General features: G+C 65.7%; 19 protein-coding genes, 1 tRNA gene and 1 pseudogene. 8 read left to right on the top strand and 13 right to left on the bottom strand.

Going from position 1 to position 23,204, the window contains the following annotated elements; genetic code table 11:
* Window positions 1–197: 197 nt before the first annotated feature.
* Both ABMY26_RS33415 and ABMY26_RS33410 read right to left on the bottom strand, forming a co-directional pair.
* Window positions 198–1,910, bottom strand: coding sequence for an endonuclease (locus ABMY26_RS33415; RefSeq protein WP_372399749.1), 1,713 nt, complete (start codon window positions 1,908–1,910; stop codon window positions 198–200).
* Window positions 1,911–2,012: 102 nt separating this feature from the next.
* Window positions 2,013–3,017 carry a DUF3616 domain-containing protein gene (locus ABMY26_RS33410; protein WP_372399748.1) on the bottom strand — a complete coding sequence of 335 codons (1,005 nt, stop codon included), beginning with the start codon at window positions 3,015–3,017 and terminating at the stop codon, window positions 2,013–2,015.
* Window positions 3,018–3,801: 784 nt separating this feature from the next.
* Between ABMY26_RS33410 and ABMY26_RS33405 the strand changes: the two genes are divergently transcribed.
* Window positions 3,802–4,998 (top strand): arabinose transporter, encoded by a 1,197-nt coding sequence (locus tag ABMY26_RS33405; protein ID WP_372400503.1) that lies wholly within the window; start codon window positions 3,802–3,804, stop codon window positions 4,996–4,998.
* Window positions 4,999–5,043: 45 nt separating this feature from the next.
* Here ABMY26_RS33405 and ABMY26_RS33400 read toward each other — a convergent pair whose 3' ends face one another.
* On the bottom strand, window positions 5,044–5,541 hold the full coding sequence (locus tag ABMY26_RS33400) for a hypothetical protein (protein WP_372400502.1): 498 nt from the start codon (window positions 5,539–5,541) through the stop codon (window positions 5,044–5,046).
* Window positions 5,542–7,078: 1,537 nt separating this feature from the next.
* Here ABMY26_RS33400 and ABMY26_RS33395 point away from each other — a divergent pair.
* From ABMY26_RS33395 to ABMY26_RS33385, 3 genes are all read left to right on the top strand, one after another.
* A complete protein-coding gene (locus ABMY26_RS33395) occupies window positions 7,079–9,502 on the top strand; it encodes a hypothetical protein (RefSeq protein ID WP_372400501.1) in 2,424 nt (807 codons plus the stop codon).
* Window positions 9,503–9,886: 384 nt separating this feature from the next.
* On the top strand, window positions 9,887–10,339 hold the full coding sequence (locus tag ABMY26_RS33390; protein WP_372400500.1) for a metallophosphoesterase: 453 nt from the start codon (window positions 9,887–9,889) through the stop codon (window positions 10,337–10,339).
* A 12-nt stretch (window positions 10,340–10,351) separates the two neighbouring features.
* The gene (locus ABMY26_RS33385; protein ID WP_372400499.1) at window positions 10,352–10,663 is read left to right on the top strand and encodes a hypothetical protein; all 312 of its coding nucleotides are present in this window, start codon (window positions 10,352–10,354) and stop codon (window positions 10,661–10,663) included.
* 88 nt (window positions 10,664–10,751) lie between these two features.
* On the opposite strand, the gene ABMY26_RS33380 is transcribed toward ABMY26_RS33385, so the two are convergent.
* The 3 genes from ABMY26_RS33380 to ABMY26_RS33370 all read right to left on the bottom strand — a co-directional run bounded on the left by ABMY26_RS33380 (window position 10,752) and on the right by ABMY26_RS33370 (window position 12,481).
* Window positions 10,752–11,549 carry a hypothetical protein gene (locus tag ABMY26_RS33380; RefSeq protein ID WP_372400498.1) on the bottom strand — a complete coding sequence of 266 codons (798 nt, stop codon included), beginning with the start codon at window positions 11,547–11,549 and terminating at the stop codon, window positions 10,752–10,754.
* A gap of 4 nt (window positions 11,550–11,553) precedes the next feature.
* Window positions 11,554–11,991, bottom strand: coding sequence for a hypothetical protein (locus ABMY26_RS33375; protein ID WP_372400497.1), 438 nt, complete (start codon window positions 11,989–11,991; stop codon window positions 11,554–11,556).
* A gap of 139 nt (window positions 11,992–12,130) precedes the next feature.
* Window positions 12,131–12,481, bottom strand: a complete 351-nt coding sequence (locus tag ABMY26_RS33370; protein ID WP_372400496.1) for a hypothetical protein — start codon at window positions 12,479–12,481, stop codon at window positions 12,131–12,133.
* Window positions 12,482–13,287: 806 nt separating this feature from the next.
* Between ABMY26_RS33370 and ABMY26_RS33365 the strand changes: the two genes are divergently transcribed.
* Together ABMY26_RS33365 and ABMY26_RS33360 are read left to right on the top strand one after the other, a co-directional pair.
* A tRNA-Gln gene (locus ABMY26_RS33365) sits at window positions 13,288–13,361 on the top strand.
* A 108-nt stretch (window positions 13,362–13,469) separates the two neighbouring features.
* Complete coding sequence (locus tag ABMY26_RS33360) at window positions 13,470–13,895, top strand: DUF6538 domain-containing protein (RefSeq protein ID WP_372400516.1); 426 nt, start codon at window positions 13,470–13,472, stop codon at window positions 13,893–13,895.
* 105 nt (window positions 13,896–14,000) lie between these two features.
* Here the strand turns inward: ABMY26_RS33360 and ABMY26_RS33355 are convergent.
* Together ABMY26_RS33355 and ABMY26_RS33350 are read right to left on the bottom strand one after the other, a co-directional pair.
* Window positions 14,001–14,312: pseudogene (locus ABMY26_RS33355) on the bottom strand (transposase); the annotation flags it as partial.
* A 358-nt stretch (window positions 14,313–14,670) separates the two neighbouring features.
* Window positions 14,671–15,849, bottom strand: a complete 1,179-nt coding sequence (locus tag ABMY26_RS33350) for an acyl-CoA dehydrogenase (RefSeq protein WP_045583563.1) — start codon at window positions 15,847–15,849, stop codon at window positions 14,671–14,673.
* A gap of 335 nt (window positions 15,850–16,184) precedes the next feature.
* Between ABMY26_RS33350 and ABMY26_RS33345 the strand changes: the two genes are divergently transcribed.
* The gene (locus ABMY26_RS33345; protein WP_372400495.1) at window positions 16,185–17,855 is read left to right on the top strand and encodes a VTT domain-containing protein; all 1,671 of its coding nucleotides are present in this window, start codon (window positions 16,185–16,187) and stop codon (window positions 17,853–17,855) included.
* A 30-nt stretch (window positions 17,856–17,885) separates the two neighbouring features.
* A complete protein-coding gene (locus ABMY26_RS33340; protein WP_372400494.1) occupies window positions 17,886–18,536 on the top strand; it encodes a DUF1345 domain-containing protein in 651 nt (216 codons plus the stop codon).
* Window positions 18,537–18,563: 27 nt separating this feature from the next.
* Here ABMY26_RS33340 and ABMY26_RS33335 read toward each other — a convergent pair whose 3' ends face one another.
* The 5 genes from ABMY26_RS33335 to ABMY26_RS33315 are packed head-to-tail and all read right to left on the bottom strand — an operon-like array spanning window position 18,564 to window position 23,194.
* Window positions 18,564–19,271 carry an ABC transporter ATP-binding protein gene (locus ABMY26_RS33335; protein WP_372400493.1) on the bottom strand — a complete coding sequence of 236 codons (708 nt, stop codon included), beginning with the start codon at window positions 19,269–19,271 and terminating at the stop codon, window positions 18,564–18,566.
* A gap of 4 nt (window positions 19,272–19,275) precedes the next feature.
* Window positions 19,276–20,058 carry an ABC transporter ATP-binding protein gene (locus ABMY26_RS33330; RefSeq protein WP_372400492.1) on the bottom strand — a complete coding sequence of 261 codons (783 nt, stop codon included), beginning with the start codon at window positions 20,056–20,058 and terminating at the stop codon, window positions 19,276–19,278.
* Window positions 20,055–21,098 (bottom strand): branched-chain amino acid ABC transporter permease, encoded by a 1,044-nt coding sequence (locus ABMY26_RS33325; RefSeq protein ID WP_372400491.1) that lies wholly within the window; start codon window positions 21,096–21,098, stop codon window positions 20,055–20,057. Before ABMY26_RS33325 ends, ABMY26_RS33330 begins: the two co-directional genes overlap by 4 nt.
* The gene (locus ABMY26_RS33320; protein WP_045583566.1) at window positions 21,091–21,984 is read right to left on the bottom strand and encodes a branched-chain amino acid ABC transporter permease; all 894 of its coding nucleotides are present in this window, start codon (window positions 21,982–21,984) and stop codon (window positions 21,091–21,093) included. The genes ABMY26_RS33325 and ABMY26_RS33320 overlap by 8 nt, the downstream gene beginning before the upstream one ends.
* A 25-nt stretch (window positions 21,985–22,009) precedes the next feature.
* Window positions 22,010–23,194, bottom strand: a complete 1,185-nt coding sequence (locus ABMY26_RS33315; protein WP_372400490.1) for an ABC transporter substrate-binding protein — start codon at window positions 23,192–23,194, stop codon at window positions 22,010–22,012.
* Between the last annotated feature and the right edge of the window lie 10 nt (window positions 23,195–23,204).

The raw sequence follows: 23,204 nt of genomic DNA, 5'->3' as shown, positions 1-23,204 counted from the left end.
CCTGAAACCTCGTGCGTCTTTTGCTCCGACAATTCTATGGAAGTCGGCGGCAGGCGTTGCGAGTTTTCCCATACTGCCACCGTTGCGCTCTACAAGGGTGGCACTGAGCCCGCCACCTTACCATCTGCCGCAGAACAACGACAAAACACCACGGCTACATCTATTATGAACCGGCTGACCAGAGGCGTGGACCACGGTCAGCATTGACCTCCCCACAACTGCGTTACCCAGCCGGGGTTGTCGACGAATGGGTTCCGGTTCCCTTGGATTTCGTATATCCGGCCATTCCGCCCACGCTCCCAGTTCGTCACTCCAAAACGCTGGTGCCAGCCGAGCAGGACACATAGGTGACCAATGGAGGGAGTGCCTCCGGCTGTTTGCCCCCGGCTCAGTTCCAGGTTCCCGTTGGCTCCATCGCCCTCATACCTGATGGCCATGTAAAACATCATGCGGGCGACGGCGCCTTTGTCGGCGTCGGGTGGCTCAAAGGAGTCAGAGTCCCTCCTGGCACCCCGAGTCTCCGGAACCAAGTTGCCGCCGACATCGAAATCCAAGTTGCCGCGCCGCGAATTGACATCCTTATCTGACGGACGGAGATGGTGAATGTCCGTATGGGCGGCTTGTCCACGTTCTGGAAAGCCATGCGACTTCGGCCAGACATGTTCCCGATTCCAAGCCGTCGGAAGTCGGTTGTTCCCGGGATCACGCTCCCAGTTGGTAACCGGCACCGACGTTTCACTGTAGATAAGCCGGACATGGTCGGGCCTGTCCGGCTCGGCGTCGGTCTTGGCAAGGGCATCCCAGACCTCTCCGTAGCTTAACCTCCGGGAGTTGGCGATCACATCGTGTAGTGTCCGGCGCAACCGGTCTGGAGTCGAAGTGTCGACGGAAGCGTAATACGAGTCCACAGACGGAAGCGTGCGGCCCAGCATCGAAACGGCGCCGATAGCAGAAAATCGCGATGATCCTGGCACCGGTCCATCCATCGTGGTCCACACCGCGAGGTGGTCGGAGCCGAAGGTCTCGTCGGACTTCCGGGCGTCGGCGAAACGCCGCTGCGGCTCGAGAACGTAGATGTTGTCGATGGGACTGCCTGGGAATCTCGGAAACGTGCTGGTTCGGATGCCAGCGACTAGGTTCCGCATCCTAAGCCCATCGACCAAGCCAGCACTCAGGATGGCGTGCGTGTCATCGTAGAGATCCTTGGAGCCGCAGCGACTAAAACAATCCTGGGTGAGGTCGCGCCCGTTCTTCGCCCGGTCCGAATGCCCAACGTTGAAATCGCCCGCCACAAGGATCGCGTCGCCCGGACGGCGCCCACTCGCGGCAACAACCTGCTTGGCCACCGCCGAGATGACCATCTCACGCTCTCGAGCATTGGTAGCATCCTGCTGACCAGCCCGACCGCGCGCGGATTTCAGATGCACCACTGCAACAGACAGGTTCACCTCGGGAACCCGTGCCCACAAGAAACCTCGATGGGTCGGCACTGCCTCCACCCCGTCCGATGGAAGCAACTGGACCTCGGTGACGCCCGGTAGGCTGGTATCCGGAGTTGGATCAAATTCGGTGACGTCGGCGAGTGCGAACCGGCTGATGATGGCAACCTCAAATGAGTTGTGCCTGTCGCCGTCTGCTGAGAAATCAGTGCAGGCGACATGATAGCCTTGAAGGCGCATCACATTGCGGATGGCTTCTGCCGCTTCGCAGGACGCGATCTCCTGAACCATCAGGATGTCAGGCTGAAGCATGTCGGCGGCTGCATCGAAATCTGCGGCGCGGGCCGCAACCTCGGCAGCGGTGAACGCCTCGCGCACGTTCCAAGTGGCTAAACGAACCTCAGCAATGGCAGGGGATGCCATTTGCGCTGACACCATCAGCGCGGCCATCCCAAACAGCAGGGCCTTCATGTTTCCCCCTTTCGCCTGCGCTCTTGGACTGTTGTCTATGAGCTCGCCGCTGACCCTCGCTGGAATGACTCTGCACCCGGCAGACACTTCCCCCGAGTCAACTCATGAATTGCCTTCTGAACCAGTCTCGAAGAGATCGGCCGCGACCTTCGAACCATCGATCCGCTGCTTGGCCGGGCTGTCGTAGACGACCAGCAGTCGCTCCTCCCCGTCCACCGCGATCAAGGTCAGCCCCTCGGGATGGTCGGATTTCCACCTGGTGGGCACCTGAAGTATGCGTTCGACCTCCTTGATCGACCCCGTTCTTTCGCGGCGCCAACGATAGATGAAGCATGGGCCGTCGAGCAGCATCGTCGGCCCAGCCAGGATGAATAGATCCTTTCCGCGAAGGACCAGATCCCTGATCCCAAGACCGTCGAGATCCAGGATGTGCTTCCGGAAAGAGCACCCGCTTCCGTCGTCGACGAGTTCGAGGCCACCTTCGGCGCCAAACCCGATCGTGAGTTCCAACAGTATGGCCTTACCGGCCACGACCGGCCCTCTCAGGCCGACATAGACCTTCGTCCCATCGACGGCGAGGCCTTCGAGGTCCAGCCCGTTCTCCTTGGCTGGTAACGCAAGGAAGGGGCTGAACAATGGGTCATCGGCCAACGCATCGGTAAGCGCGTCGCCTGCCGCCGTGAACGCCAAGGAAGAGGCGGCACCGGGTTCGCCCGGATCCGCAAGCCCACGACGGCCGTCGGCGTCGGCATTGCCGAGCGCCAAGCGTGCGAGAAGGTGTCTGTTGGGACGCGCCTCAATCGGCCCAGGGGCACCATCCTGTACACCGTCCTTCGCGCGAGCGCGACAATGCGAGCCAAGCACCCACAGCGCATCACCGAAGATGCTCAGCCCCTCAATATCAACCTCCCGATCCGGACCTTCCGGGAGTTGCGGAAAGTAGTCCCACAGCCGGTACGAACTGGCTTTGGCATACCGGTGTCGCCCCTTGCGGACGACGCGATGGATGGCGGCATCCTCGTCGGCTGCGAACCACAGGCAGTCACCATCGACCTCAAGGGCCGATAGGTTACGGATGACGTCGCCTGTGGGATCAACTCGTTTCAAGCCGAGCCAGATCCGTCCGGATGGCTTCCGGGGAGAGAGCGGTTCGTTAGACATGCCACCGCCAGCCCGTCGAAATGGTAGGCTTGGCGTTATCGGCCCCAATTGAAGGGCTTCGCTCTTCTGCCTGCGAACTGCTTACATGTTTGGAGCGCAAGGGGGCGGCCCTCCAACGGTTCATGCAACGGGAACTGATGAAATTGATGAACAGGGGAATAGCTCATCCTCAATGACGGGAGACGCGAGGGATACACTGGCGGGATACAGGGTAAGCAGCCCGGCCATGGTCGGCAGTTGATTGGCCCCCCGGAGTTCACGTCCTCCGTCCAACTCGGTGTCGTCAGCATGGGAGCCACCGTTCCGGCGTGTCCCGGAAGCCGCCTCCAAACCTCGGCATGGCTTGCTCCCTGATCACCTGATGGCAATACAATTGATTAGATAATCGAGACGATGAAACAGAAATTCTCCGACTCCTTAGCCTTACCCAATCCGTAGATTCAAAATTCGTATGCAAACCATTAGTATTGCTGTTGCTTAGGGAAGCATTACGCACGTATGCAGCGCCGTCGAATTCTCCTTCTTGCAGGAGATCGGATGCGCCCGCAAAAAGAAAGCGGTTAACTTCCGCATTGCTTTTTATGCCCGCTTCCAGTAAGCGTTGCCCATCGCCAGTCGCACTGGCCGTAAGCGTTTAACGTCAACCAACGCGCTCAACGATCCTCGTCGATCGGAGCGCGTTCGCGTTGTCGGACGGCCCGTCGATCGAGGACCAGCGTGGAGAACCACCATGGGTCCCCAACCGGCGCGCGATGCGGCTCAAGGCCGCCTCATCATCCTCGCCGTCGTTCTTTTCATCTCCTATCTCTGCGTCGCCATCTCCCTGCCGGTGATCCCGCTCTTCGTGGCCGGGGATCTCGGCCTCGGCAACGTCTGGGCCGGGCTGGGCGTTGGCAGCGCTTTCCTCGCCACCATCCTCACCCGCGGGTTCGCCGGTACCCTCTCCGACCGCCGGGGTGCCAAGCTCGCCGTCAGTCGGGGATTGGTCTTCTACGTAGCGGGCGGGCTGGTCTCGATGACCGCCGGACTGCTGTCCCACCTGCCGTGGCAGGCATTCTGCCTACTCGTCCTGGGACGCCTGCTCATCGGCCTCGGCGAGAGCTTGGCCGGTGTCGGCGTTGTGGCCTGGGGTATCGGCATCGTCGGCCCGCAGCGGGCGGGCAAGGTGCTGGCGCTGATCGGCGCCGCGCTCTACGGCGCCTTCGCAGCGGGCGGCCCGGTGGGCTTGGCGCTCCTCGACCGGCTCGGCTTCTCCGGCGCCATGGCGGTCAGCGCCCTGTTGCCCGCCCTCGGGCTGCTGGCCGTCAGCAGGATGGAAGGGGTCGCCGCCCATCCGAATGCCGAACGCCCGCCATTCCGGAGCGTGCTCGGCCGGATATGGATGCAAGGCTCCGTCGTCTGCCTCCAGGGCATCGGCTTCGCCGCGATCGGCGCTTTCCTCTCCCTCCATTTCGTCCGCGAGGGCTGGCCTTTCGCCGGGCTCGGCCTGACCGCCTTCGGCACCGGATTCGTCCTCGTCCGCTTTACCCTCGGCCATCTCCCGGACCGCATCGGCGGCCTGCCGGTGGCGATCGGATCGCTCGCGGTCGAAGCCGTCGGCCAGCTGCTGGTCTGGAGCGCGAACGATCCGTTGCTGGCGCTGGCCGGGGCCTTCCTGACGGGCCTTGGCTGTTCGCTGGTCTTCCCCTCCATGGGCCGGGAGGTCGTCCATATCGTGGAGCCGCACCTTCGCGGAACCGCCCTCGGCGCGTTCGCGGCGTTTCAGGACGTGGCCTACGGCCTGACCGGCCCCGTGGCCGGGCTGCTCGCCGACCGGGCTGGCTATGGCAGCATCTTCCTGATGGGCAGTGCCGCGGCCTCGGTCGGCCTCCTGACCGCACTCCATCTGCGCCGGACACGGCCAGCGACCGTCAAGCGACCGGCGTAGAAACCCCTCCGGTACACGCGGCCACGGCGGCCAGGGGGTGGTAACTCAGCCCCCCGCCTGCTGCCGTCCCTCGGCCGCGTCCCATGCGGCGGCCCAAATCGCCGGTGCCGCCTGGAGGACCAGCAGGGCAGCCGCCACGTCGTCGAGCGCGTGCTCCAGTGATTCCGGCAAGCAGGGCGGCGTCGTGCAGATGACAAGCGCTTCGGCCGTCTCAAGCCAACGCTGGCGGAACAGTTTGAGGTCCAAGACGCCCCTGCCTTGAGCCTGCTCCCGCAGCCGGGTGGCTGCGGTGCGGAGCGCCGTGTCGATCCTGTCCGGCGTCATCCTCAGGGTGTTCGTGAGGATGGTCAGGCGACGACGGCCCCAGAGTTCCAAGTCTACCTCGTGTCCGTTCCCCGCGGGCCGCGTCCCCGCGCAGCGGAGGCCGCCATGCTCGAGTTGCGCCAGGAAGGCCGCGACATCCGCGCAGGTTGGTCCCTTCGGCAACGCACTCTGGGGAGCCGTGAGCTTCCGCCTCGCCGCGAACTTGATGACCTCTCCCATGGCTCCACCTCCAAGCCGAATGTCGAGGTCCACATCGTGCCCCGGGCATCACACCGTTTCCATTGAAAACTCCTCAGCATCGGCAATCTTTGCGATTACTGGATGGGCAGAGGATCGGATACCGCGTGCCGTCTGCCTGCGAGCGCTCATTGCACCCTTCAGCACGGTTCCATCCCTCTACGGACCGGTCTAGCCGGAAGGAACTGGATTATCCAGACGTGGCTTGCCCCACGGTAAACGCAGGGCACCATCAACACCTTCACCATCAGGAGCCCATCTCGAAGCAGCCTGCTATCGGCGCCGTCGTAGGGTGATGCCTACCAGGGCCAGAAACACGGAAATCTCAGCACATTTTCTTATAAATCAGATGTTTACCAGGAAGATGAGTGCCAGAATGAAAAGAGATTGCAGCAGCCCTTGATCGGGCTTGCACTCATCCGAAGACCACGGTGCGCGGCACAGGGCCGACGTATTCCCCTACCATCAGAGATATGCTGACAGCCTCGCCGACGGCCGTGCCGCAGACCGTCGAGCCGATGGAGGGTATGGGTATAGCCAATGCGGCTTTTTCAGACACAATCGTTATATATCAGTGGTTTATTACAGATATGAGTCCCAGAATAAAAAGAGATCCTGTAGCCCGCTTCCGGGATGCGCAGGCCAAGGCTGCGAGACAATGGTCCGCCTGCCCAACCGGCCTCCGGGATGGACGCAAGACAGAGGCTGCCCTGGGCTTCTGGCTCAGGCACTTCCCTTCCCGGCCGATCTTGCCCAGGTGTGCGGCGACGAACCTGTCGGCTAGCTCGCACGCAGTTCAGCGCGGGAGGCAGGCACTGCCGACTGAATTATTTTCATTCTGGCGCTCAATTTTCCAGCAACCCACTGATATAGCTACATTCTGACGAAAAACGGCGCCCCCATCCCCTCTGGACCGGCACAGTGGCTGAGGGCTTGGCTACATCGGCGGCCAGAAGGCTGTGCCCGGCCAAGCTGATGCACGATGTCGCTCGGACTTCCGGCCCCAGAGTCTGCCGAGCGGGCTTTTCTGTATGTATCGTTGTAAATCAACGAATTAACGGTTTTATGAGTGCCAGAATGAAAGAGATCCTGTAGTCCGGCTTCGGCTTGCGGAGCCTCAGCCTGCTCCCCTACACAGTGTTCGTGATACCGTCGGCCGGGTGAGCCGAAGCGGGTCTGCATGGGACGGGTACGCGGGGAGGATCTGCCCCTTCCCGGACCGAGGCGCCGATGGTCTACCAGCCTGACCCGGAGGGGAGATGCCGTCGGTAAGCGGCTTCGGCGCGGAGGCAGGCACTGCCGACTAAATTTCTTTTATTCTGGGACTCATTCTACTCACAACCTACTGATTGTAATACATTCATGCCGCTATTCCGTCCGTCGGCGCATCGGTCGGCAGAACGGGTCGCTCGTTGTGGCCGCCCCATGGCACGAGATCTCAGGTGGACGGACCGACAGTCTTGCGGATTGGACTCCGTCCACCGGACAATGGGATTGTCAGTCCAGCCCAGAGTCCCCCATGGCACGTCGGCACAGCATTGCCCCTCCCCGGAAGAACACCGATCACCGCGGCCTGGTGGCCACCGCGCGCGGACGGGCCGAGGATTGGGATCTCGGTGTCGGCGTCGTCGTCCCCCTCGACGTGGAGTCTTGCCTCGGCAGGCCAATCATGGATCTCGAGGCATGGGCCGTGTACGCGACGATCGCCGCCTACCGGTCGGCCGGGTATCGGGAGATCCGGTTGAGCGCTCTCGCGCGGTCGGCCGGTTTGCCGAAGAAAGCCATCGAGGGCGCCTTGCGCCGGGCCGGTGGCCAGCCGTTGGCCGACGGACCGGATCTCTCGGCGAAGCGTCTGCCGAAGCGGGTGGCGTTCATCTACGATTTGGATGACGGCCTCCTCCGGCTGCACCGCACGCTCGAGGCATGGTGCAGCCAGAAGCTCTACGTGCTTCTGCCAGTGGCTGTCGTCCGGGTGGCGCCGTCCGCTGCGGCGCTGAGGCTGCTCATCGCGGTGAGGGGCGTGGCCGTCCGGAGGGGCGACAACGCGATTCGGTCATGGTCCAGGGCGAAGCTACGCAAGATCCTCGGCCTGCCTCCCGCAGCCGACGTGGACACCGTCCTGGCTGACGCGCTGCCATGGGTGCGCGAACATCTTGGTCCAGATCACCACGTAGCCATCGAGCGCGACGACGGCTGGCTCAGGGTTGCGGCCGGACCGGCCGAGCACAAATCTGCCAGACTGCTGGCCGACGGGTTCGATCCGCTTGCCTACCAAGCTCGCTATGCCGCGAGGGACAGGCTGCGCAAGCTCACCGTCTTCGATGGCCCCGCCGACGGCAAGCGCATGGCCCTCCCCGGCTTGTGGGTTCACCGTGCGGCGGACTATCTGGCCCAGGTCGGCGCGCCCATCGCGGCCGAGCAGCTGAGGGACCAGTGGCTCGTCCACGCTCATGCGGCCCGCCAGCGCGTCAGCACGCCGTTCGCCATTGAGGCCGACTTCTCGGGGGGGATCCGCACGGCCTTCTCCGCCTTCGTCTGCGCGATCGCTCGGTTGGCGGCCGAGGGGAAGGCATGGAGCCTGGACTCAGCGGAGTTGGAGCTTGTGGAGGCTGCACGCCTCAGGCGCTGGCTGCTTCGGGACGGCTCGACCGGCCGCGTTCACGCCTGGAACGCCGACGGCCGGGTGATGACGTCGGCGATGTGGCGGAAGCACTTCGAGACCTTCTCCTCGGCACGTCTGCGTTCAGAGGAAACCGCGCTTTGGCATGTCGGCCAGCCGCTGCCGCCCGATCTCCCAATGCCTGCCGTCGGCACGGGGATGCTGGTCGAAGCCGACCTTTTCGTCCCGGCCTCCCCGATGCCGCGGCGGACGAGGTTCGAGCGGGTAGACGCGGCCGACATACGGCGGGCACTCGCCAGCATGGTGAACGAGGAATCCGGCGACATGGACCGTACGTTCGTTCGGCTCTCGGCCGCGTATGCGCGCGACCTTGCCGACGCGCCATCCCGCCTACTCAAGGAGGCGCTCCGCTCCGGACATCAGCCGCACCAGGGTTTGGCTCAGCTGGTTTTGGAAGGCAGCAGCCGCTTCACCGAGAACGTCAGCGAGCTCTGGCAGGACGCGGCCAACGCAATGGCCTACGAGGGGCACGGTGAAGATCACCAGGATGTGCTGCGCCGTGCTTCGAGCCTGCTGGGAGAGGCTCTGCGGCTGGCCCAAGAAGCCGTCATGGATGAGAAGGCCGAGCGATCGACGCTTCGGGAGGAGATGTTGTCGCGGCATTTGGCGCAGGTGACGCCTCCCCCGGCCACCGCAGCCGTCGAAGAGACGCCTGCCGAGAAACCTGCCCACGTCAGCGAAGCGCCCCGACCTCTACTGCCCATCCGGCGGCCCTTCGCTGCTTCCCCGACCAGAAAGACCTCCGCCCCCGTCCCGGCGGTGGAAGCCGTCGCCACTGAAGCCAAGGTCGAAACCGTGGGCAGCCCTGCCAAGGGTTCCCTGGCGGCCGGGGAGACGCTCATCCGACTGCGCGAGGCGCTGGCGTCGCTGCCGCAGGGGCGCATCTACGAAGACCCCGGCCGTGACTTGGCCAGCTGCTATCTGCCCGCCCTCGCTGCCGAGTTAGAGACGGATGGCCACATCGCCGAGAACCTGCGCTTCCGTCTGCTGATCGGCCTTGACGAACTGGTGGATGACCTGCGCCGCCCGGACGGCGTCGAGCGGGCCGACTTCGAGGCTGCCGTCACGGCGACGACCGAGGTGCTCCAGGATATCGGTTACAGTCCCGATAGGCTTCGCAGCCCCCTCGCCTTCATCGTGGCGCGCCAGCTGACGAGTGCTCTGGAAGCCTTCGCCCACCGGTTGGCTCTCGGCGATGCCGCAACGGCGAACGGGCGCGCGTGCCCCCCTCCCCCGGCTTCTTCGGGCCGTCTTCGCAGATAACGCACTGACCCCGGCCTGCCTGCGCTTTCTTCGGGCGCCTCCGCGCCCGACGACATGTTGGGGTGGTCGCCAATCGAGCGGCTTTCGATATTGCATGATCCCGGCATGGTAAGACCTCGGCAGACGCCGGGCCGCCGACATGTTGAGGTCACCGGACTGGCGCTTCTGGTGCTCTGCTCAGAGAGACGCGCCGGTAAAAATCCGCTGGGCTCCGGCTGCCGGGCTTGGCAATATACGGGGAGCGCATACCGGCGAGCAGGCCGGGCAAGGGGGCGAGATGAATCGAATAGACGACATATGCGAGGCGCGACACGCGCCCTGAGGTCGCCCGACCCGTACCGGGGCGGCGGCCTAAAGCCGTGCTCACCGACCCGGAATTCCAATATGCCGCAGACCTATTTTACGGCCGATACTCATTTCGGTCACTCGAACGTCATTCGCTTCTGCAACCGTCCATTCACCGATGCCGAGGAGATGGACGAAACGCTAATCGCGAACTGGAACGCGGTCGTCGGCCCGAAGGATGATGTCTACCATCTCGGTGATTTCGCGGTTCGCTGTGATCCCAAGCGGATGGCCAACATCTTTCGGCGCCTGAATGGCCGCAAGCACCTGATCATCGGCAATCATGACAGCGGCGCGACCATTGCACTTCCCTGGTCGTCGCAGCCCGCCCACTACCGCGAGATCTCCGTGGAAAAACAGCGGATCATTCTGCTCCACTACGGGATGCGTGTGTGGAACGGGATGAGGTACGGGGCCCTGCAATTTTTCGGTCACTCGCACGGCCGTTTGCCTGGCTGTCGAGCAAGCCTGGATGTTGGTGTCGACAGCTAGGGCTACACGCCGGTGACCCTGGCGGCAATCCGGGAGCGGCTCGCGCTGTTCGAATCGGCCAACCCCGAGGTCGATCCGGCCGGGCCGGGCGGCGCCCTTGGCGTGCCGCTGCCCTGGCCTCCGGTGGAGCACCCGAGCGAGGAATGGCTTCTCGAACTCCACGAGGCGTGGAACGGCCTAGCCTCTGGCCAACTCGGGGCCGACGAGGCGGTCCGGCAGGCCGGGGTCACCTCCGTCGAGGAACTCACGGCGGCGGCCAAGCGGGCTGGGCTGCTGCCCCGGGATCGGTTCGACAGCATCCTCGACAAGAACAGAGGGCGGTAGGGGGGAGTGCTGGCCAGTTCCCTCAGAGGGTGCGAGCATCAACGCCGTTCAGGGCTACGGTTGCCCTGAACGGCGTTGACCTAGGCTCCTACCGGCTGGCTGTTCGCAGAGGGGTAGAGGGCGTCTCTTGAGACGCGGAAGCCATGAGGCGCGCCTGCTCCGCCACTCGCTCGGCGACGTTGGGTCCGATCGCGAGACGCCCGAATTCGTTCACGACCAGTGTCCGTCCCGCCTCGTCGACCAGGAGGACGTCGGAGGCATCCGGGAGACCTTCCAGCCATCCTTCCAGGCGCTCTCCTTGTCGGCGTCGTTCGAAGCGCCAGTAGCCATCGTGTGTCCGGCCGTGGAGGATATCGATCATCTCCAGTTCCTGAAGCGCCTTGAGAACGTCGTGAACCGACCGGCGTTCACGGTGGAGCATGGTTCGCAGACCGTCGATCACCACCGATGCGTCCCACGTGAACTGATCGAGCCTGTAGGCTTCCCAGGCCAGGGTCAGATGGTTCTCGACCACGCGCAGGAGGCGGACCTCGGCTGGCTGCGAGGCGAGCTCCTCAGCATCGTCTCCCAGGTCATCAGGATCGAATGTCAGATCGAGCTCGAACGTGGTTTCCAGAGCCCTGGCGATGTCCCTTTTGCCGCCGGTCGTGCGCACGTTCTTCAGATCGACCGAGACACGGACACGCAGGCAGCAGTCCACCCGCCCTTCGATGTCGTAGTCGCGGATGACGGTGGCCACCGCCGCCGCGCAGATCTGGCGGTGCAGCGCGAAGCGTGAGAGATGACCCTGCTCGTGCTCGCGGGGCTTCTCCATGTCGACCCTGACCACGATGGTGTCGCGTAGGCCGGTAGAGGGCTTTCGCGAACCGTCTGGGTAGTAGAGCATTCGTTCATTTTCCAGGTGCTGGGGTGGTGCTGTTCGACCATTGGAAACCAAGTGACCGGTGGCTTTTGATGCAGCCACCAGCGGTGGCGGCGGCCTCAACCGGGCAGTCGGGACGGCTCGAAGGGAGGTTGATCATCAGGGTGCTGTGCTGAACCCGTTCCCGCCATGAGGACGGCGCCATCGCAACGGCCGCGCGGACCTCTGACACCTCATCGGCCGTAAGCTCGGACGGAACGGCGTGAGTAAGTTCCAGGAAGAGCACGCGGCATCTCAGCACATTGTTCGCGTCCCGCTCCTCTAGCGAGACGGACAGGATCAGTTCACCCCGAGCCCATCCCCGACCGGCAGCGAATGCGAAGGCCCGTGCGAGACCAAGGGCGCCGAGTTCCTTGTATCCGCTGTGCCAGAGTTCCCAGGCGGCGTACGACGATTGAACGCTCATGGCGCATCTCCATCGGATACCGAAATCAGCGTGCCTTTGGAGACATCAATGGCTGCTCGACAAACGAAAACGCCAACCGTCGACGTCCCGTGGAGTTCGCCGACATCGTTAGCCGTTACAGGGGCGGAGCGGCGGCACGTCATTTCATGCCTCCTGCCGCGTTGGCTGCGGCCTCCAGATCCTTCTCCGTGAGGACCAGCGTACCAGATGGTGTGATGACCTCCTGGGCAAGCTCATCCGCCTTGCGCTTCAGACGCTCGACCATGCCGCGATACTCCCATCCCACCGAGCGGGACCGCACATCGTGGTAGCTGATGTCCTTGAAGATGCGGACGACGTTGCGCCCGTTGGTCTGGTAGTAGGGCGTCCCGTCGGTCTCTGCGAGCACCAGCCGCCGGGCTTCGTACCAGCGGCAACCCAGCTTCGGGGCATACTCGACGACGACGTAGTTGCGGCCATCGCAAGCTGAGGCGGTGTGGACGATCACCATTGTTCAGCCCTCGTCTCGGAGACTGGCCGCAGCAAGGCGGCGACCAACCTCAAGGATGGAAGGCAGGCGGTTGGCATCGGCAGAGAGTTCCGGGAACCGGCGGACGGCTCGGCGCGCTGCGGCTCGGATGTCGGTCGCGTGCAGGGCCCCAATCGTCAGGGCGGCTCGTGCGGTCAGCCCAGCATTCCCGGCGCCATACTCGCGTTCCGCAGCCACAAGCACGGCGGCGAGTGCGGCAAACACGCTTGCGTCGGCGTCCGCGCCGATAGCGGCGGGAAATTTAGAGACGGGTAGCGATGACGGTCTCGAGGCGCACTCCTGATCCTAGCGTTGATCGCTAGGTCAAGCCTCTTGACCGCGCTAGCTACGCAATCGATGCCAGTTCATCCGGACCACGATGTGCGTGCTGAAAAGACCATATCGCATACCTTGGCAGCATTCAAGCTACTTTGGCTCGTGAATTGAACGGAAAATTGGATTGTCCTTTGACAAAGATGACGCATGACTTGGGTGTCGCGCTCCCGATAGGGAACATCCTGACAGCGGATGCCTTTCTGAGCGGTCCGTTACTTCTTGGCGGCTGGGGCTGCCTCCGGCGCCAGTCCCGCTTCCTTGGCGGCATAGCCAGCGCAAGCCCGCCGCAGACGCCTTCGGTCCCGAACAGCTGCACATCGAAATCCGAGGCTTGACGCCGCTGCCCAAACGCGCCAAAACCCTGCCCCACATCAGCAACGATGCGGTTATCTGGAAAGTGCACGAAGCCGGGCCAGGTCGGTTCAAGCCGCCTGATTTTCCCGGTGACGGTCTGGGGGATCGTCTAGCGGTAGGACAGCGGACTCTGACTCCGCCAGCCTAGGTTCGAATCCTAGTCCCCCAACCAACCTTTCCCTAAGCAGTTCAGTAGCTTACCGGATTTCGGCCCAAACGGGCGGAAAATCGGGCACGTAGCAGGCGACGGTTTACCGCCTTAGGCACTACCGCTGTGGACATGACGAAAGGTTGTGTGTCCATGGCCGCGAACGCCGAGAACCGCTTTCTTCGCGCCCACGGTGGGCGGCATGATTTCGTCCGTCACATCCCTTCCGACCTTCGGCCCCGGTTCGGTGGCCGCGCCTACATCGTGCGATCCGTCGGCGCGGTGCCCTATCCCGAAGCCTTGGAACGGGCGCGACGCCTCGCAGCTGTCACCGACCGCTTGTTCCGAATGGTTGCCCGTAAGCCCGATCTGACCGCTGATCAAATCGCCGAACTGGTCGAGGACTGGTTTGCCCGCCGAGTAGTGTCGCAGGACACTTGGCGCAAACAGCACAGCTTTAACGACGCAGACAGTCGAGAGCGGGCGGAACATATCGCCGAGCAAAGGGCCGATGGCGCTATGGAACTGATACCGCCACGCCCAATTATTGACACATGAGAGCCATGGGTAGCTGGTGAGGGAGCGTAGGTGCCCCGGTGTGTCGGCGAGGGCATTCCAGGCATCACAGCAGGCTTGGACCACGGCGTCGGCGTCGTCCAAAAGCCGGTGGTGAGACAGAAAGCGCTCTCGTAGATACAGCCAGACGCGCTCGACCGGGTTCAACTCGGGACTGTAGGGCGGCAGCGGCACCAGCGTGATGTTGTCCGGCACGACCAGCGCCCGCGATCCATGCCAGCCGGATCGGTCGAGCGGCAGCACCGCCTGGATGTCCGGTTCCAGGCTCCGGGAGACGCCGTCCAGGAACGGGCTCATGACGGTAGTGGAGACGGTTGGCATCACCAGCGCGGAGTCGGCGCCGCTGGCTGGGCAGATGGCGGCGTAGAGGTAGGCGGAGGTGAAGCGCTTGTCGCACAGCCCAGGCAGAGGGGCAGGTCAACAGGCTGAAGCTGATCAAGCGTCGGACACACGGACACGTCAGCGTCGATCTGCTGCCCCGTCGCGTCCTCCCCGCAGCCCGATCCACGCAAACTGCGGGAGAACCGCCGAACCGGGGCAAGATCGAGTTGTCATGCACAAGAAAGCCGCTGTGTCAGCAGGGACCAGGGTCCGGAAATCCGCAACCACACCGATTTCCGGACCCTCCCTTGCCCCCCCTCCGTTTTCGCGCCCCCCATGCGCCGGACGCCGGGGCGGACGGATCGAAGGTCCACAGAAAGCGGAGGGAGGGTGAGTCCATCAGCTCAGAAATTGTACGAAGGCCACAGCCCTTCACTCACGAGAACGCCTGGATCCCCGTCTGCGCCCGGCCCAGGATCAGGGCATGGACATCGTGGGTACCTTCGTAGGTGTTCACCGTCTCCAGGTTCACCATGTGGCGGATGACCTGGAACTCGTCGGAGATGCCGTTGCCGCCATGCATGTCACGGGCGACGCGGGCGATGTCGAGCGCCTTGCCGCAGTTGTTGCGCTTGATCAGCGACACCGCCTCCGGCGACCAGCTGCCGTCGTCCATCATGCGGCCGACCCGGATGCAGCCCTGCAGGCCCAGCGCGATCTCGGTCATCATGTCGGCCAGCTTCTTCTGGACCAGCTGGGTCGCGGCCAGCGGACGGCCGAACTGCTTGCGGTCCAGCGTGTACTGGCGCGCGGCGTGCCAGCAGAATTCCGCCGCCCCCATCACGCCCCAGGCGATGCCGTAGCGCGCCTTGTTCAGGCAGCCGAACGGCCCGCCCAGGCCCGACGCGTTGGGCAGCAGGTTCTCGTCCGGCACGAAGGCCCCGTCCAGCACGATCTCGCCGGTGACCGACGAGCGCAGCGACAGCTTGCCCTCGATCTTCGGCGTCGAGAAGCCCTTGGTCCCGCGCTCCACCACAAAGCCCTTGATCTTGTTGTCATGGGCGTCCGACTTCGCCCAGACGACGGCAAGGTCGGCGATGGGGGAATTGGTGATCCACATCTTGGAACCGGTCAGCAGATAGCCGCCGTCGACCTTGGTGGCGCGGGTCTTCATGCCGCCGGGGTCGGAGCCATGGTCCGGCTCGGTCAGGCCGAAGCAGCCGACCAGCTCGCCGGTGGCCAGCCGCGGCAGCCACTTCTTCTTCTGCTCCTCGCTGCCGTAGGAGAAGATCGGGTGCATGACCAGCGAGGACTGCACCGACATGGCAGAGCGGTAGCCGCTGTCCACCCGCTCCACCTCGCGGGCGACCAGCCCGTAGGCGACGTGGCTGACGCCCGGACAGCCATACTCCTCGGGGATGGTGGACCCCAGCAGGCCCAGCTCGCCCATCTCGCTCATGATCTCGCGGTCGAACCGCTCCTCGCGGAAGGCAGAGATGACACGGGGCTGCAGCCGGTCCTGGCAGTAGGCGCGGGCGCTGTCGCGGACCAGCTTCTCGTCCTCGGTCAGCTGGGCTTCAAGAAGGAAGGCGTCGTCCCACTGGATGCTCTGCACGGTGCGTCTCCTGCTCGTGTCATGTGGCGGTTGGGCCGCCGGTCATCGGCCGGCAGCCATCGCCTGACAGCCATTGGCCGCCGATTGATTGAAGCGCACTGTGCCGTGTCGGCGCCATACCTGCAAACACATATTTACGATCATTCCCATATGTTTTCAATATGGCTACAAACAAACCGTCACCATGCCGCACGGTTTTACAAAAGTTTTAACGTGAAGCTTACCATTTCCTATGCAATTTTGCCGAAGGCTCACCAGCCGCCAAACTTCCAACGGACATCCCGCCCGTGTTTGCTGCATTGCAACCAATAACCGCCTTCGCCGGATTCCCCCTCTTGCTGGGCCTTGCTTTGCTGACACTGCTGCACGAAGACGTTGCAATTGCGGCGGGGGCCAGCCTGGTCAGCGTCGGTACGGTCAGCATCGGCGTGACCGCTTTCACGCTGCTGTGTGGGATTGTTATCGGCGACTTGTTCATTTATGTCCTCGGACTATCGTCTCTGCGCATCACCTGGATCCGGCGGCGGACCGAAGGGCCGATGCTTGAGCGCTGCCGCAATGCCTTGCAGCACAACTTGCTGCCGACGCTGGTGACTTGCCGTCTGGTCCCCGGGGTCTTGTTCCCGACCTACTTCGCCTGCGGAGCCATGCGGGTGCCGTTCCTGCGCTTCACCGTCATCACCCTGGTGACGGCGGGCGTGCATGTCGGGCTGTTGCTGACGCTGATGACGTCGTCGCTGGAATCGGCGGCCTTGCAGGTGCAGGTCATCGGCATCGGCGGGGCGGCATTGCTGATCGCCCTGCGTACCCGGCGCGCCCGATCCATCGTAAAGGCCCTGTTCGCCCGCATCCGCGAATTGGCGGAGCCGCAGCTGCCCCCTGCCCTGCGCGCCGCGCTGCACGGCAACCCGACCCGGCGCGCCATCGCCCTGCCCGGCCTGCCGGTCGTCCCCGCCGGCGCCCCTACCATCGGCTGGGCCGAGCGCATCCCGCCGCTGCTGTTCTACATCCCGCTGGTGGTCCAATGGTTCGCGCTCGGCATCCGCTACCGCAGCCTGACCCTGCCGACCGCCGCCAACCCGTCGATCGAGGCGGGCGGGCTGCTGGGGGAATCGAAGATCGCCTGCATGGAGCTGATCGGTCCGGCGGCGCGGCGCTGGGCCGCCCGGTCCATGGTGCTGGACAACCGACCGTCGCTGACGCCTTCGGGGCTGGAACTGCTGGCCTCGGGTGCCGGCCTGTCCTTCCCGCTGGTGGCCAAGCCCGACATCGGCTGGCGCGGCATCGGCGTGCGGCTGGTGCAGGACGCAGCCGATCTGCACGCCTATCTCCAGGGCTTCCCGGCCGAGGGGCGGGTGATCCTGCAGGAGCATGTGCCCCATGCCGGGGAGGCCGGGATCTTCTACGTCCGCAAGCCGGGGGAACGGCACGGGCGCATCTTCTCCATGACCTTCCGCTATTATCCCCACGTGGTGGGCGACGGCCGGTCCAGCCTGCGCGCGCTGATCGCCGACGATCCGCGAGCCTCCTGGAAGGCCGGGCTGCATCGCGAGGCGCTGGCCGCCCGGCTGGACGAGGTGCCGGCGGCAGGCGAGACGGTGCGGCTGTCACTGGTCGGCAGCAGCCGGGTCGGCGGGCTCTACAAGGATGCCTGCGGCCATGTCACGGCGACGCTGACCGCCCGCTTCGACGAGATCGCCGATGCGATGCCGGGCTTCCATTTCGGCCGTTTCGACGTGCGCTTCGCGTCGGTGGAGCGGCTGGCGGTGGGCGAGGATTTCCGCATCATCGAGGTGAACGGCGCCGGGGCCGAGGCCATCCACATGTGGGATCCGGAGTTCCGGCTGGGCGACGCCTACGCCACCCTGTTCCACCAGCAGGCGCTGATGTTCGAGGTCGCCGACGCCTGCCGGGCGGCGGGCGCCATGCCGCTGACCGCGTGGGAGCTGGTGCGCTACCAGCGCCGGCAGCAGGGCTTGCTTCCGCTCTATCCAGCCTCCAACTGAACTGGCGGTCCCAGATCGGCCGGAGGCCAGATGCGCGGCAGCCTGACCCATCTCCGCAACCGCCCCTCCCTGAGCGGCGCGCTGGCGGTCGCGCTGGCCGCCGGGGGTGCGGCGGCCCTGTGGCTGCGCCCGTCGACCGCCCTGCTGATCGGCTGGGACCTGGGGGTCGCCGTCTATATCCTGCTGGCCGGCATCCTGATGAGGCGGGCGACGGTGGCGTCGATGCGCCGCCGGGCCCGGCTGCTCGACCCCGGCAAATGGGGCGTGCTGGCCGGGGCGGTGCTGGCCTCCCTCGTCGCGATGGCCGCCATCGGGGTGGAGCTGGTTTCGGCCAAGGGCTCCCCCCATGAAGGGATGGCGGCCGTGCTGGCGGCGGCGACGGTGCTGCTGTCCTGGAGCTTCCTGCACGTCTTCTTCGCCCAGCATTACGCCCACGACTATTGGCTGGACGGCCGAACCACGGGGGACCGCTGCCTGGATTTTCCCGGCAACGACGCCCCCGACTACCTGGAGTTCCTGTATTTCAGCTTCACCGTCGGCATGACGGCGCAGGTCTCCGACGTCACCACCCGCGGCGCCGGCATGCGCCGGCTGGTGCTGATGCACGGCGCCCTGTCCTTCCTGTTCAATACGGCGGTGCTGGCGCTGGGCGTCAATCTGGCCGCCGGGCTGGTCGGCTGAGCGCCCGGCCCCGATTGCCCGGCCGGATCAGACCGCGACGGTCTCCAACAGCCGGCCACGGTCGACGGACGATGCCGCCTCGCCATGGAGCGTGATGCGGCCCCGCTCCACCGCGTAGAAACGGTCGGCGACCTCCAGCGCGCGATGGATGTTCTGCTCCACCAGCAGGATGGTCAGCCCGGCCCGCTTCAGCTCGGTGATGATCGAGAAGATCTCGTCGACGATCATCGGCGCCAGTCCCTCCGTCGGCTCGTCGATCAGCAGCAGCCTGGCGGTGCCGACCATCACGCGGGCCATCGCCAGCATCTGCTGCTCGCCGCCGGACAGGGTGGTCCCCAGCTGCCGCCGCCGCTCGGCCAGCCGCGGAAAGCGGGTGAAGGCGCTGCCGATCGCCCGCTCGTTCTCCTGGCGGGCGCGGCCGGGGCATTGGCGCAGCCCCAGCCGCAGATTCTCCTCGACGCTGAGGCCGGGGAAGATGCGGCGGTCCTCCGGCACCAGCCCGAGCCCGAGACGGGCGATCTCGTCGGGGGTCCGTCCGGCCAGGTCGGCGCCGTCGAAGCGGATCGTGCCGGAGCTGGCCGGCACCCAGCCGGCGATGGATTTCAGGATGGTGGTCTTGCCGACTCCGTTGCGGCCGAACAGCCCGACCACCTCGCCCGGCCCGGCCTGCAGGGATATCCCCTGCAGGACATGGCTGAGGCCGTAATGCGCGTGCAGGTTCTCGATGGAAAGCATGGCGTCACCCGTGTCCGAAATAGGCGGCCTGGACGGCCGGATCGGCGCGCACCGCCATGGGCGGCCCCTCGGCGATCTTGCGGCCCTGCGCCATCACGACGACATGGTCCGACAGGCTCATCACCAGACCGATGTCATGTTCGATCAGCAGCACGGTCAGGTCGCCGGCCAGCGAGCGGATCAGCGCGCCGGTGTCCGCCGTGTCGCCGTGGCTCATGCCCTGGGTCGGCTCATCCAGCAGCAGCACCCGCGGCTCGGCGGCCAGCGCCACCGCGATCTCCAGCCGCCGCTGCTCGCCGTGCGACAGGTTGCCGGCAAGCTCGCGCGCCTTGGCCGACAGGCCGAACCGCTCCAGCAGCGCGTCGGCCTTGGCCAGCGCCCGGCGGCTGTGGCCGACCGGACGCAGCGCGTGCCAGGGCCGCTCCAGCACCTGCGCCGCGATCCGCAGGTTTTCCAGGACCGGCAGCTCGAAGAACAGGTTGGTGATCTGGAAGGACCGCGCCAGCCCGGCGGCGAGCAGCCGGTCGGGCGACCGGCCGGTGACGTCGGCGCCGTCCAGCGTCACCCGGCCGCCGGTCGGGCGGATGGCGCCGCTGATCAGGTTGAACAGCGTGCTCTTGCCCGCCCCGTTGGGGCCGATGACCGAGGTGATCCGGCCGGCGGCGGCCTCGAAGCCGACGCCCGCCACCGCCTGGAGCCCGCCGAAATTCACCGACAGGTCACGCACGCCCAGTGCACAGGCGCAACCCGCGCCCGTCGCCGCCGTCCTGAGGGAGGATGCCGTCATCGGGCCGCCCTCCCCCGGTCGCCGTGGCGGGTCAGCCGGGCCAGCAGGGCGCCGACCAGTCCCTTGCGCAGGAAGATGACGGACAGCATGAAGATGACCCCCACGACGATCAGGTGATGCTCGGTCCAGGATCCGACGACCGAGCGCAGGGCGGTCAGCAGCAGGCTGCCCACCACCGGCCCGATCAGCGTGCCGACCCCGCCGACGATGACGGTGATGACGGCGTTGCCGGAGGTCTCGAAGAACATCAGCTCGGGCGAGACGAAGCCGCGCAGCATCGGGTAGAGCGCCCCCGCCGTTGCTGCGACGCAGGCCGCCAGCACATAGACCGCCAGCTTGTAGCGCCAGGCGTCGAAGCCCAGGAACGGCACGCGCTTCTCGTTGGCGCGGATGGCGGCCAGCGTCCGGCCGAACGGCGCGTCCATCAGATAGGCGAGCCCGGCATAGGCGACCACGGTCAGGGCCAGCACCAGCAGGAAGAAGGACAGCGGGTCGGCGGTGTCGAGGCTGAACGGGCCGAAGCCGACCCGGATCTGCGGGATGCCGATCAGCCCGTCCGACGCGCCGAGCGCGCGGGTGTTGTAGACGGTCTTGGCGGCGACCTGGGCCAGCCCGAAGGTGATCAGCGCGAAATAGACGCCCTTCACCCGGTTGGCGATGACGCCGCCGATCAGCCCGGCCAGCCCGCCCGCCAGCAGGGCCGCCGCCATCGCCAGCCAGAAGCTGGCCGCGACGTCGCGCAGGACCAACGCCGAGACATAGGCGCCGAGCCCGAAATACAGCGCCTGTCCCAGCGACAGGAGGCCGGTGTAGCCCAGCAGCAGGTCGACGCTCATCGCCAGCCCGGCGAAGATCAGCGCCTCGGTCGCCAGCCGCAGGTAGAAGCCGTTGCCGGTCGCCCAGGCGACGGCGGCGAAGCCCAGCGCCGCGGCGAGGAAGGCCAGCGCCAGCCAATGGACCGGCGCCAGACGGGAAAGCCGGGAAACCGGCCCGGCGCGGCCGGGGTCGGACAGGGTGCGCAAACTGGTGGCCTCAGGCATGTCCGAGCCTCCCGAACAGGCCCTGCGGCCGGACCATCAGCACCAGCACCATGATCCCGAACACCAGCGGGTCGGACCAGACCGGCGAGATGTAGAGGCTGGACAGCGCCTGCACCTGGGTCAGCAGCAGGCCGGCGACGACCGCCCCCTGGATCGAGCCCATGCCGCCGACGATCACCACGGTGAAGGCCATCAGGATGAAATCGCGGCCCATGGTCGGGAACACCGAGTAGATCGGCGCCAGCAGCACGCCGGACAGGCCGGCCAGCGCCACCCCGAAGGCGAAGGTGCCGGCATAGACCCGGCGCACCGGCACCCCCAGCGACGAGGCCATGTCCTTGTCGAAGGCGGCGGCCCGCACCATGGCGCCGAGCCCGGTGCGGAAGACCACCAGCCAGACCGCGGCGATCAGCGCGAGGCCGAAGCCGATCAGGAACAGCCGGTAGTTCGGCAGGAACATGCCAAGGATCTCGGTGCCGCCCTCGATCGGGTTCTCGGGCCGCAGGGTGTTGGGGCCGTAGACCAGCTTCAGCAGGTCCTCCAGGATCATCCCCAGCCCGAAGGTCAGCAGCAGGGTCAGGATGTGGCGGTCGCGGCTGTGGAAGACCCGCGCGATCAGCCAGCGCTCGGCCAGCCAGCCGATGGGGAGCATCAGCAGCGGCACCAGCACCAGCAGCGCCCAGAAGCCGACCCCCAGCCCGGCCAGGGTCAGCGCCAGGAAGGCGCCCATGGCGTAGAACTCGCCATGGGCCATGTTGATGACGTCCAGCAGCCCGAAGATGATGGTCAGGCCCAGCGCCATCAGGACGACGGCAACGCCGAGCGACAGGCCGTTCAGCGCCTGCGGCGCCAGGACGAATTGCAGATAGTCGATGAGATCGGCCATGGCCGTCGGCTCCTTGAATGCGTCCTCAGAACCGGGTGCATTGGTCCGGCCCGATGGCTGCGTCGCCCGGAACGGTGCCGACGACGTCGAAGCGGGTGCTGCTGCCGTCCGCCGCGATGCGCACGGCGTACATGTCCTGCACCGCCTGATGGTCGCCGGCCCGCATGGTCTTGGTGCCCTGCGGCGTCGCCCAGCTCAGCCCCTCCATCGCCTTGCGCAGCGCGTCGGTGTCGGTGCCGCCGGCCTTCTCGACCGCCGCCTTGAAGAAGCCGATCAGGCCGTAGCTGTCGGCGCCGTAAAGGTCGGGGGCGGTGTCGTAGGCCTTGCGGAAGGCGGCGACGAAGGCCTGGTTCTCCGGCGTCGGCAGTTCCGCCGAATAGCCGACGCCGGTGACGAAGCCGTCGGCCGCCTTGCCGATGGCGCCGATGTTCTGGGCGGTGACGGTGCCCGACGCGCCGACAATGGTCAGGTTGCGCAGCAGCCCATACTCGCCCATCTGCGTCAGCAGCCGGACGGTGTCGTTGCCGGCGGTGGAAGTGTAGAGCACGCTGGGCCGCGCGGCGCGGAGTTGGCCGAAATACTGCGAATAGTCCTTGCTGCCGAGCGGCGCGAACACCTCGCCGGTCGATTGCGCCCCGGTCTTCTCCGCCGCCGCCTTGAAGGCCGCGACGGTGGAACGGCCCATCTCGTAGTCGGGGCCGAGATAATAGACCTTGGCCTTCGGCTTGTCCTTGGCCAGCCATTCCGCCAGCGCCGCCGACTGCTGTCCCGCCCGCGCGTTCACCCGGAAGACGTTGGGCGAGCATTTGTCGGTGGTGATGGCGTCGGAGAAGGAGACGGTGGTGGCGATCAGCCGGCCGTTGCGCTCGGCCAGCTGCCCGACCGCCAGGGTCGAGCCGGAATTGACGGTTCCGGTCAGGAAATCGACCTTGTTGACCTGGAACAGCTTCTCCGCCTTCTGGGTCGCGACGGCGGGATTGGCCTCCTCGTCCTCGAACAGCAGCTCGATCTGGCGCCCCATGACGCCGCCGGCGGCGTTGACCTCCTTCGTCGCCAGCTCCAGCCCCCAGCGGACCTGCTGGCCGATCGGCGCATAGGTGCCCGACAACGGGGTCACCACCCCGATGCGGATGGGTTCGGCGGCGGACGCGCCGCCGGCTTGTCCGAGCAGGACGAGCGCGGCGGTGCCGAGAAGCGTGGTCTTGGTCATGATTTTTGGT

The sequence above is a fragment of the Azospirillum sp. HJ39 genome (assembly GCF_041507355.1).
Taxonomy (GTDB): Bacteria; Pseudomonadota; Alphaproteobacteria; order Azospirillales; family Azospirillaceae; genus Azospirillum; species Azospirillum thiophilum.
Note: the sequence above shows the minus strand (reverse complement) of the source record. Positions and strands in the feature narration are given on the sequence as shown.